9 protein-coding genes and 1 tRNA gene are annotated in these 10,156 nt (G+C 52.6%); 1 reads left to right on the top strand and 9 read right to left on the bottom strand.

Translation table 11 applies throughout. From position 1 onward, the window contains the following. The coding region (locus P0Y43_RS13340) for an IS5 family transposase (RefSeq protein WP_275637715.1) at positions 1-515 on the top strand (515 nt) is incomplete at its 5' end. Between the two features lie 1,330 nt (positions 516-1,845). Here the strand turns inward: P0Y43_RS13340 and P0Y43_RS13335 are convergent. The 9 genes from P0Y43_RS13335 to rpmI form a co-directional block, all read right to left on the bottom strand. After that, positions 1,846-4,065, bottom strand: a complete 2,220-nt coding sequence (locus tag P0Y43_RS13335; protein ID WP_275637714.1) for a DEAD/DEAH box helicase — start codon at positions 4,063-4,065, stop codon at positions 1,846-1,848. Between the two features lie 3 nt (positions 4,066-4,068). Next, positions 4,069-5,007, bottom strand: a complete 939-nt coding sequence (locus P0Y43_RS13330; protein ID WP_275637713.1) for a HamA C-terminal domain-containing protein — start codon at positions 5,005-5,007, stop codon at positions 4,069-4,071. 172 nt (positions 5,008-5,179) lie between these two features. After that, positions 5,180-5,256: transfer RNA gene (locus P0Y43_RS13325), tRNA-Pro, on the bottom strand. 111 nt (positions 5,257-5,367) lie between these two features. Continuing rightward, positions 5,368-5,724 carry a MerR family transcriptional regulator gene (locus tag P0Y43_RS13320; RefSeq protein WP_043213594.1) on the bottom strand — a complete coding sequence of 119 codons (357 nt, stop codon included), beginning with the start codon at positions 5,722-5,724 and terminating at the stop codon, positions 5,368-5,370. Beyond that, on the bottom strand, positions 5,705-6,007 hold the full coding sequence (gene ihfA / locus P0Y43_RS13315; RefSeq protein WP_009394049.1) for an integration host factor subunit alpha: 303 nt from the start codon (positions 6,005-6,007) through the stop codon (positions 5,705-5,707). The genes P0Y43_RS13320 and ihfA overlap by 20 nt, the downstream gene beginning before the upstream one ends. A gap of 4 nt (positions 6,008-6,011) precedes the next feature. Then, positions 6,012-8,393, bottom strand: coding sequence for a phenylalanine--tRNA ligase subunit beta (gene pheT, locus P0Y43_RS13310; RefSeq protein ID WP_275637712.1), 2,382 nt, complete (start codon positions 8,391-8,393; stop codon positions 6,012-6,014). A gap of 35 nt (positions 8,394-8,428) precedes the next feature. After that, the gene (pheS, locus tag P0Y43_RS13305; RefSeq protein ID WP_275637711.1) at positions 8,429-9,445 is read right to left on the bottom strand and encodes a phenylalanine--tRNA ligase subunit alpha; all 1,017 of its coding nucleotides are present in this window, start codon (positions 9,443-9,445) and stop codon (positions 8,429-8,431) included. 110 nt (positions 9,446-9,555) lie between these two features. Beyond that, positions 9,556-9,912: a 50S ribosomal protein L20 gene (gene rplT / locus P0Y43_RS13300; RefSeq protein ID WP_003250671.1), complete on the bottom strand. Its 357-nt coding sequence runs from the start codon at positions 9,910-9,912 to the stop codon at positions 9,556-9,558. Between the two features lie 28 nt (positions 9,913-9,940). Then, positions 9,941-10,135 (bottom strand): 50S ribosomal protein L35, encoded by a 195-nt coding sequence (rpmI, locus tag P0Y43_RS13295; RefSeq protein ID WP_009394045.1) that lies wholly within the window; start codon positions 10,133-10,135, stop codon positions 9,941-9,943. Positions 10,136-10,156 lie beyond the last annotated feature (21 nt).

Genomic DNA, 10,156 nt, shown 5'->3' with positions numbered 1-10,156 from the left:
AAAAAAGGGGGCCTGACGAGCCTGCCGATCACGCTCTAGGCCGCAGCCGTGGCGGCCTGACAACCAAAATCCACATGCTCTGCGACGCCAACGGGATACCGTTGCGCTTCCTTCTCTCTGGTGGTCAAGCCAGTGACATCAGCTACGCACAACCACTGTTGGACGAGGTCGGCATTCCATCGAGCCAACGTGGCCGCCCGCGCAAGCGCTGTAAATGGCTGCTTGCCGATAAGGGCTACGACGCCGAAGCGCTACGCCGCTACTGCGACCAATATCGAATGCAACCCGTCATCCCGCTGCGCTCGATGAAGCGCAAGCCCAAGCCTGGCTTGCCCAGACTGTTCGACCGGCCCAAATACCGACAGCGCAACATCATCGAACGCATGTTTGACTGGCTGAAAGAGAACCGCCGAATCGTCACGCGCTTCGACAAGCTCGCGAAAAGTTATGCCGCGATGGTCTCGCTGGCTTGTGTCATGCGGTGTATGCGACGGCTTTTTTCAGACAGAGCCTAATCAAGCTTGAACGAAAAGCCTATAGGTAACTACTCTACAGCAGCTTCTGCAAACACTACCGAGCACCCAGGTAGACTTTTTCACTTAGTTATATTGTGCTCCGCAACAAATGCGCCAATGCAGCTCAGCAAAGGTAGCCTAGTAATATAACATAGTGTATATTACACGACTTTTTATGAGCGCAATTGAAAAGTGACAAAGGAACGTCCTGCAAAAACAACTAATTCGAGCCTAGCGCCCAATAAGAGTAAGAATTGCTTCATTGTGACGCCGATAGGCTCTAGCGACTCTTCTACTAGGCGAGCAGCGGATGGCCTGATTAGCTCTGTACTTAAGCCCTTACTCAGCGAAATGGGATTCGATGTCTATGTAGCGCATGAGATATCTTTGACGGGGTCCATTACACGACAGGTCGTGGAACACGTTCTTACGGCAGAGCTTGTGGTAGCAAACCTATCAGAGCTGAATCCGAATGTAATGTACGAATTGGCGGTTAGGCACTGCACTGGCCTGCCAGTTGTGGCGATTGCAGAGCTTGGGACAAAGCTCCCGTTTGATATTTCAGATGAAAGAACCGTCTTTTACACTAATGACATGCGAGGCGTGTTTGAGCTTACCCCGGCTTTACGAGTTGCTATCGAAGGAGCAATGACCCGGAGTGATGCGGATAACCCTGTGACACGAGTAAGGAAAAACCGAGTACTACTAGAGTCTCTCGATCAAGCGACGCTAAAACAATTTTAATTGAGCGCCTAGACAACATCGAATCTTTACTAGCAGATCTACGGTTTGCGGGAGACAAATTCGACAGGCTAGCACGAAAGAACCATAGGCTAATGCTAGTTGTAGAGTCTGGAGAGGCTGTAGAGCGATTCAAGAGTGCCTTGCTGAGAGCCCACCCAAGCTGCTCACTTCGAGAGCGGGCGGGGTCGCATCACAAGAATGGGACAATATTTAGTTCGTGCGTAAATTTCTCGATTGAAACTCCCGACGGAATCGACTCTGGTGTCGTTCTTGATCTCTGCCACCAAGTAAATCTCAAAGTACTCGATCTGATCGCCATTTGAATTTTTAACATCAAATTTTCTAGAATAACAATTTAATAGCGACACTATGACTTAGGTAGACGGGTGCCATCGGGCGTCCGTCAGCCCAAACGATATCAGCTACACTCAACCATCGTCTGGAGGACACCCGCACTGTCTTCGCCCACGCCGCTCTACAAATGCACCCAATGTAAGATCGCTCACATTTTTTACCCGAGCCAATCGACCAATAATACTCTACACCACCTCAAACAAGAGTCAAAATATACACCCTTACAAAAAACTTATAAATCTAAGAGATCAATTATTTTATCTCGCTCATAGTCTAAAAGATCAGATCTTAAGTGAAGGCGACGCTCACGAATATACTTAAGCACCTTATCCTCAGATATATCGTCCGGCACAACCCCCTCTAATTTTTTCGCTGCAGTTGAAGGGACACCGTATTCATCTAGAATAGATAAGTTCGACTGAATAAAATCATTTTCAATCTGCGACGCATAATAGGAGTAACTGCCAAATTTATAGCCCTTCTCTCGACATACAAACTCTTGAATACTGCTCACAACACTCAACCACTTTGGAATTTTGTATTGGAACCAATGTTTCAAAACCTGGAACCCCTCCCTAACAGAGTCATCCAAGATATCCTTCATCTTTTTTCTGCATGACACTTCATCAAGTCGACTAACATCCAACTGCGAAAGCTTATAGTTTCTCATGTTACGAATCAGCACATAAATGCTTTTTTGCCGCCCATAATCATAAGTAAGTTTAGTCAACCTCGCCGGAGACATTGGTTTAACAAGCTCTCCAGGTAGCGCCAAGTATTTGCATGCCAGTTCAATAACAAATTGCAACTGATCATAGCTAGGATAATAGGACCAATTCAAAAGCTCATGTTTTTCATATACGACCTCGCGCAGGTAATCGAGCAACTTAAGTTGCCCTTGCACGTTCATGTGATTCGCCTTCACAAGCTCACGAACACCCCAGCTCAGCGCCAGCAACTCCTGATACTGCTTACTTTCTCTATCGTTAACCTCTGAGCCTTCAAGCTGTATGAGCACCTCATCTGAAATAGGGCTCTGTTCATAAAATGGAATATCAACAATTGTCTCTTGCTTTTCAGGAACCGGATTGAAATTATAGACCACACCGCTGTAGTGCTGCATCATCCGACCGGCTCGCCCCTTAATATTCGAATAGTCGAAATAATCAACTGGCTTATCAGCACCCTTCACATCATCATAAAAAATTACATTTTTCGCACTTGTATTAACACCCTCGATAATCGTTGAAGTACAAAACAAAACATCCAGCTTACCTCTCTCAAAGAAATCAAGCATACTATTGGTGATGTGTTTTTGTAACGCCCCATCATGAATACCTATTCTTGACTTTAATAGATCTATCAAGACCCACTCAGGATCAACATTTATTTCTATCCAAGAAATTATGCTCAACTCATCTTGCAACAAAAGCTTGTTTGAGGACTGCAAATGTTCTAGATAAGCTCTTGCCAAGGAGCGAACACGAGCTGGGGACGAACAGTAAATAATGGTCTGCTGAGAATCAAAACTGTCAAGCAATGAAAAAAGCGCCCTCTCCTTTACTTTCTTTTTAGCTCCGCGAGGGCCGAACTGCCCCGTATATTTTTCATACGTATTGACACCACTATTAAGTACGAGCTTGTAATCGCTTTTATAAAACACAGAATTATATTTCTCATTAAAACCAGCAGAAATACCATCTATGTTCGGACCCAACAAATAGAATTGCGGAGAGAAACTCTTTAGCATAAAATAAAAAGCGTTATTCAATGCATCCGATCGCTCATCATCGCGCCTCGCACTTAACTTATAAAATTCATCCATGACCAACAAATCAATTGCGACAAAATGCTTATACTCATTAACTCGCTCCGCGGTAAGCAAATATATATTACCAAGAACATCCGATGGTTCTTGAGATGTTCTCACAACGAGCTTGTATCTATCTGAATACTTATTTAACTTACGTCTCGTCTCATCCAATAAAGCCAACGTAGGCTGAATAATCACCACATTTCTATAAATACCAGACGCCACGAGCTCTTCAATTATTAAACTCTTACCGAAACTAGTAGGCGCACTGACAATTAAGTTTGCACGATCACGAGCAAGCAAGTTATATATATACTTTTGTTCCTCATGAAGCAAACGCTCACCTCCAGATACAGCCTGATGGTAGGCTACTCTTATAGAGTGGCTAGTGGAGCGAACGACCAGATTCTCTCGTTGCAGATATGGATATAATCCATAGGATTCAATAAGGTCAGCAAACATTTCATCCAAGGCCGACGGAAACTTATCTCTATTCTCAAGAATAGAAATAGCTACCTCATTTTCTGGATCTTTATCATTCACTAGCAGCTCTGAAGCGCTTTTCAAAACATCGAAAGCACTATCAAAATCAAGCTTATCCGCCTTCGCAACTAACGAAATCAGATCAAAAGAGTCCATTCATCAATCCCCCAACACCTGCATCATTCCTAGCTTCTGATGCAACCTTTTTACTAATTCTTTTTTGCACTTCACAGGCAGCAGAATAAGAACAATGTTTATCTTGGATTTCCACGCATGATTATTTCCATCATGAAATTTTTTTGATATAGCTCTTGCTTGATCAACCAGCTCCTTTTTAAATGCATCAACCTCATCATCATAGGTGCTAAAGGTTTCGCATGAATAGGTACAAAGCATAGGTATATAGATATCTGTAAGCTTTTCCTTTAATCGCTTGGCACTGCTCATCCATTTCGTCCAATACTCAACATCTTCATGAAATGAAAAGTGCTTGATTTTTTTCGAAATTATGGAGAACTCATCCGCCATGTAGTCTGAGCGAATATGCTCTCCTAAATCTTTGACAAGAGCAGCTACACCCTTAAAGGGATCCATGTATAGCTTTGACTCTCCAAGCCATAAACTTTTAGTTTCCGGGTTTATATGCACCGAGTCAAAACCATGAACGGTATGACCATAGGAATCTTTGAAGTAGATTTTCGACAACAGCGGGATAGTTCCAAAGTTATCACGCAGAATCAGATGCAATAACAACTCACCAAACTCCCCTCGTCGCAGGTACTTATCTTCCAGATCATCATCCAGATGGCCGCCTGAAAGGTAGATATCTTTCACACGAGAGAAATCTTCGATTTTATATATGGATTTTGCTGCATCGGACAATGCGACAACTAATTTGTTACTCTGAACAGAACTACCTTCATGCATTCCAAAAGCAAACTCATGGACTGCCGATACCAGTACATTTACAAAGTCTTTCCAGCGATACTGCCCATTCTGGGTATCGTCAGCAAGATCATATCCAACAAAAAAACACCGCAAACTATCGTTGACAGCGATTTCTTGAATTATTTCCCTTGACCCGAAATAGCCTGTCATCGCGCTTAACCCGCTTCCCTTTTCGCGTTAAGAAGAAACTCCATATAGGCTCGACGCTAGGCAACGAATCTATAAGTAGCAGCAAATGACGATAATATCTCATTGCCATCATCGCTGAGCAAGCGCAAAAAAAAACCCAGTCGTTTCCGACTGGGCTTTTTCGTTTCAATAATGGTCGGGACGGAGTGATTCGAACACTCGACCCCTTGCACCCCATGCAAGTGCGCTACCGGGCTGCGCTACGCCCCGACTGGGCTTTGAAGCATGTTCTCGATGCTGCTGAGAACGAAAAGAAATGTACCCTAACCTTTTGATTAATGAAAGCTTTTTTTCAAAAAACTTTCCACCCGTCGGCTCAGGTCACTTCTTGAGCACCACCAGCACATCTTCCAACTCGGCGATCATCTGCCGAATCAGCTGCTTGTACTGGGTGGTGTCATCCTTGGCCTCGTCACTGGAGAGGCGCAAGCGCGCCCCGCCGATGGTGAAGCCCTGGTCGTACAGCAAAGCGCGGATCTGGCGGATCATCAGCACGTCTTGGCGCTGATAATACCGCCGGTTCCCACGTCGCTTGACCGGGTTGAGCTGCGGGAACTCCTGTTCCCAGTAACGCAGCACGTGCGGTTTTACCGCACAGAGCTCGCTGACCTCACCGATGGTGAAGTAGCGTTTGCCCGGAATGGGGGGCAGCTCGTCGTTATGGCTTGGTTCCAGCATAGGCCTCAACCCGGGCTTTCAGTTTCTGCCCTGGACGAAAGGTGACGACGCGGCGCGCGGTGATCGGGATCTCTTCCCCTGTCTTGGGGTTGCGGCCCGGCCGCTGGCGTTTGTCGCGAAGGTCGAAGTTGCCAAAACCGGACAACTTGACCTGCTCGTTGTCTTCAAGCGCGTGTCGAATTTCTTCGAAAAACAGCTCGACCAGCTCCTTGGCCTCGCGCTTGTTGAGCCCCAGCTCCTCGTACAGCCTTTCGGCCATCTCAGCTTTCGTCAGAGCACCCATACCGTTATTTCCTTAACGTGGTGTTCAACCTTTGTTCAAGCGAGGTGAGGATATTTTGCAGGGTAGTGTTCACCTCATCGTCGTTAAGAGTGCGCGATGGATGCTGCCAGGTCAAGCCGACGGCCAGGCTTTTTCTATCAGGATCAATGCCTTTACCCTGGTAGACATCAAACAGCCTGAGGTCTGTGAGCCATTCGCCTGCATTGTCACGAATTACTTCAAGAACCGAGCTAGAAGCAACATCACGTCCTGCGATCAAAGCCAGGTCACGCCTCGTTTCCGGGAACTTGGACAGTTCGCTGAACTTCGGCAGGCTGCCATCGACCACTTCACCCAAGACCAGCTCGAAGACGAACACCGGGCGCTCCAGGCCAAGGGCCTTGGCGAGCTCCGGGTGGAGGGCGCCGAGGTAGCCGACTTCCTTGCCATCACGCTCGATGCGAGCGGTCTGGCCGGGGTGCAGGGCCGGGTGCTTGCCAGCGCTGAAGGTGAATTCGCCCAGGGCGCCAGCGTAGCCCAGCAGGGCTTCGACGTCGGCCTTGACGTCGAAGAAGTCGACGCCGTCGCGGCCGTTGGCCCAACCTTCAGGCAGGCGGCTTCCGCTGACCACACCGGCGAGCATCGGCTGTTGCTTGAGGTCGCCCAGTTGGCCGACGAAGCGCAGGCCGCTCTCGAACAGGCGCACGCGGTCTTGCTGGCGGTTGAGGTTGTGCTGCAGCGCCTTGACCAGGCCCGGCCACAACGACGCGCGCATGGCGGCCATGTCGTTGGAGATCGGGTTGGCCAGCAGCAGCGGCTCGACGCCCGGGCTGAACAGCTCGAACAGTTTCGGGTCGATGAAGCTGTAGGTGATGGCTTCCTGGTAGCCGCGGGCAACCAGCAGACGACGCAGGGTCGGCAGCTCGGCACGGGCTTCCGGGCGAGCTTTCGGGGCCAGGCGGGCTTGCGGGTAACGGACCGGCAGGCGGTTGTAGCCGTACAGGCGCGCCAGTTCTTCGATCAGGTCGACTTCCAGGCTGATGTCGAAGCGGTGGCTAGGGACTTCGACGGTCCACTGCCCTGCCCCACTGGCCGTGGTGGCCAGGCCCAGGGCGTTGAGCAGTTGCTCGACTTGCGCAGGGTCCATGTCCATGCCGAGCATCTGGCTGATGCGCTCTGCACGCAGGGTGACCGGAGCGACCTTGGGCAGGTGCGCTTCGCTGACCGCCTCGACGATCGGGCCGGCTTCGCCGCCGACGATCTCCAGCAGCAGCGCGGTGGCGCGCTCCATGGCTTCGCGGGCCAGTTGCGAATCGACGCCGCGCTCGTAGCGGTGCGAGGCGTCGGTGTGCAGGCCGTAGGAACGGGCCTTGCCAGCGACCGAGACAGGCTCGAAGAAAGCGCTTTCGAGGAACAGGTCGCGGGTCTTCTCGGTGTTCACGCCGCTGTGCTCGCCGCCCATGACGCCGGCGATGGCCAGGGCACGGGTGTGGTCGGCGATCACCAGGGTGTCGGCACGCAAGGCGACTTCCTGGCCATCGAGCAGGACCAGTTTTTCGCCCTCCTCGGCCATGCGCACGCGGATGCCGCCGTTGATTTCCGCCAGGTCGAAGGCGTGCATCGGCTGGCCGAGTTCGAGCATCACGTAGTTGGTGATGTCGACGGCGGCGTCGATGCTACGCACGTCGCTGCGGCGCAGGCGCTCGACCATCCACAGCGGGGTTGGCTTGCTCAGGTCGACATTGCGAATCACGCGGCCCAGGTAGCGTGGGCAGGCGGTCGAGGCCGACACGTCGACCGGGCGCACTTCATCGTGGGCGGCCGGTACCGCTGGCACGGTCGGACGGGTGACCGGTACGTCGTACAGGGCGCCGACGTCGCGAGCCAAGCCGGCGATGGACAGGCAGTCGCCGCGGTTCGGGGTCAGGCCGATCTCGATGCTGGCGTCGTCGAGGTTCAGGTACTGGCGGATGTCCTGCCCTACCGGAGCGTCGCTGGCCAGTTCCAGCAGGCCGTCGTTCTCTTCACTGATCTGCAGCTCGGCGGCCGAGCAGAGCATGCCGAACGACTCGACGCCGCGCAGCTTGGCCTTCTTGATCTTGAAGTCGCCCGGCAGCTCGGCACCGATCATGGCGAACGGGATCTTGATGCCGGGGCGCGCGTTGGGGGCGCCGCAGACCACCTGGAAGGTTTCCTGGCCGTTGCCGACCTGGCACACACGCAGCTTGTCGGCGTCCGGGTGCTGTTCGGTGGCGAGGATCTCGCCCACTACGATGCCGCTGAACTGGCCTGCAGCGGGGGTTACGCTGTCGACTTCCAGGCCGGCCATGGACAGGCGGGCGACCAGGTCGTCACGGGAGACTTGCGGGTTTACCCAACCGCGCAGCCACTGTTCACTGAATTTCATGCTGTTCTTCTCCTGAAAGTTGCGTCGGGTTCGGCCTAGCGGAATTGCGCCAGGAACCGCAGGTCGTTGTCGAAGAACAGACGCAAATCGTTGACGCCATAACGCAGCATGGCCAAGCGCTCCACGCCCATGCCGAAGGCGAAGCCGGAGAACTGCTCAGGGTCGATACCGGACATGCGCAGCACGTTCGGGTGCACCATGCCGCAGCCCATGACTTCCAGCCAGCCGGTTTGCTTGCACACGCGGCAGCCCTTGCCGGAGCACATCACGCACTCCATGTCGACTTCCGCCGAAGGCTCGGTGAAGGGGAAGAACGACGGGCGGAAGCGCACCGCCAGTTCTTTTTCGAAGAACACCCGCAGGAACTCCTCGATGGTGCCCTTGAGGTCAGCGAAGTTGATATCGCGATCGACCAGCAGGCCTTCGATCTGGTGGAACATCGGCGAGTGGGTGATATCCGAGTCGCAGCGGTAGACACGGCCCGGGCAGACAATGCGGATCGGCGGCTGGCTGGACTCCATGGTCCGCACCTGCACCGGGGAGGTGTGGGTGCGCAGCAGCATGTTGGCATTGAAATAGAAGGTGTCGTGCATCGCCCGGGCCGGGTGGTGGCCAGGGATGTTGAGCGCTTCGAAGTTGTGGTAGTCGTCTTCGACCTCAGGGCCTTCGGCGATGCCGTAGCCGATGTGGGTGAAGAACTGCTCGATGCGCTCGAGGGTACGGGTGATCGGGTGCAGGCCACCGGTGGCCTGGCCGCGACCTGGCAGGGTCACATCAATGCATTCGGCAGCCAGGCGAGCGTTCAGCTCGGCCTCTTCGAAGGCGGCCTTGCGTGCGTTGAGCACTTCGGTGACGCGTTCCTTGGCGTCGTTGATCAGCGCACCGACCTTGGGGCGCTCTTCGGCTGGCAGGTTGCCCAGGGTCTTCATCACCTGGGTCAGCTCGCCCTTCTTGCCGAGGAATTGGACCCGGATCTGTTCCAGGGCATTGATGTCTTCAGCGCGCTCCACGGCCTCAAGGGCTTGGGAGACCAGCGCGTCCAGGTTTTCCATGTACAGACTCCAGATACGAAAATAGGGGAAGAGCTTTGAAGGCTCTTCCCCTATCGATGACGTTTTACACCCGACGGCGCAGAGCGCCGCCGGATGATTGTCGCGGGTACTTAAGCCAGGACGGCTTTAGCTTTCTCGACAATCGCAGCAAACGCCGCTTTTTCGTTCACTGCCAGGTCGGCCAGAACCTTGCGGTCGATTTCGATCGACGCCTTTTTCAGGCCAGCAATCAGACGGCTGTAGGACAGACCGTTGGTGCGGGCACCGGCGTTGATACGAGCGATCCACAGAGCGCGGAACTGACGCTTTTTCTGGCGACGGTCGCGGTAGGCGTATTGGCCTGCCTTGATGACCGCCTGCTTGGCAACGCGGAATACGCGCGAGCGCGCACCGTAGTAGCCTTTAGCCAGTTTCAGAATTTTCTTGTGACGCTTACGAGCGATGACGCCGCGCTTTACACGAGCCATGAGTAACTTCCTCTATCGTTGACCAGAATTAACGTACGCGCAGCATGCGCTCGACTTTTGCCACGTCGGACGGGTGCAGCAGGCTGCTACCACGCAGTTGACGCTTACGCTTGGTCGACATTTTGGTCAGGATGTGGCTCTTGAAAGCGTGCTTGTGCTTGAAGCCGGAAGCCGTTTTCAGGAAACGCTTCGCAGCACCGCTCTTGGTTTTCATTTTTGGCATGTTGGAACTCCGCATTCGATA

This window comes from Pseudomonas entomophila, from assembly GCF_029193575.1.
In the GTDB taxonomy this organism is placed as follows: domain Bacteria; phylum Pseudomonadota; class Gammaproteobacteria; order Pseudomonadales; family Pseudomonadaceae; genus Aquipseudomonas; species Aquipseudomonas entomophila_G.
This window is presented reverse-complemented; position numbering and strand designations above follow the sequence as displayed.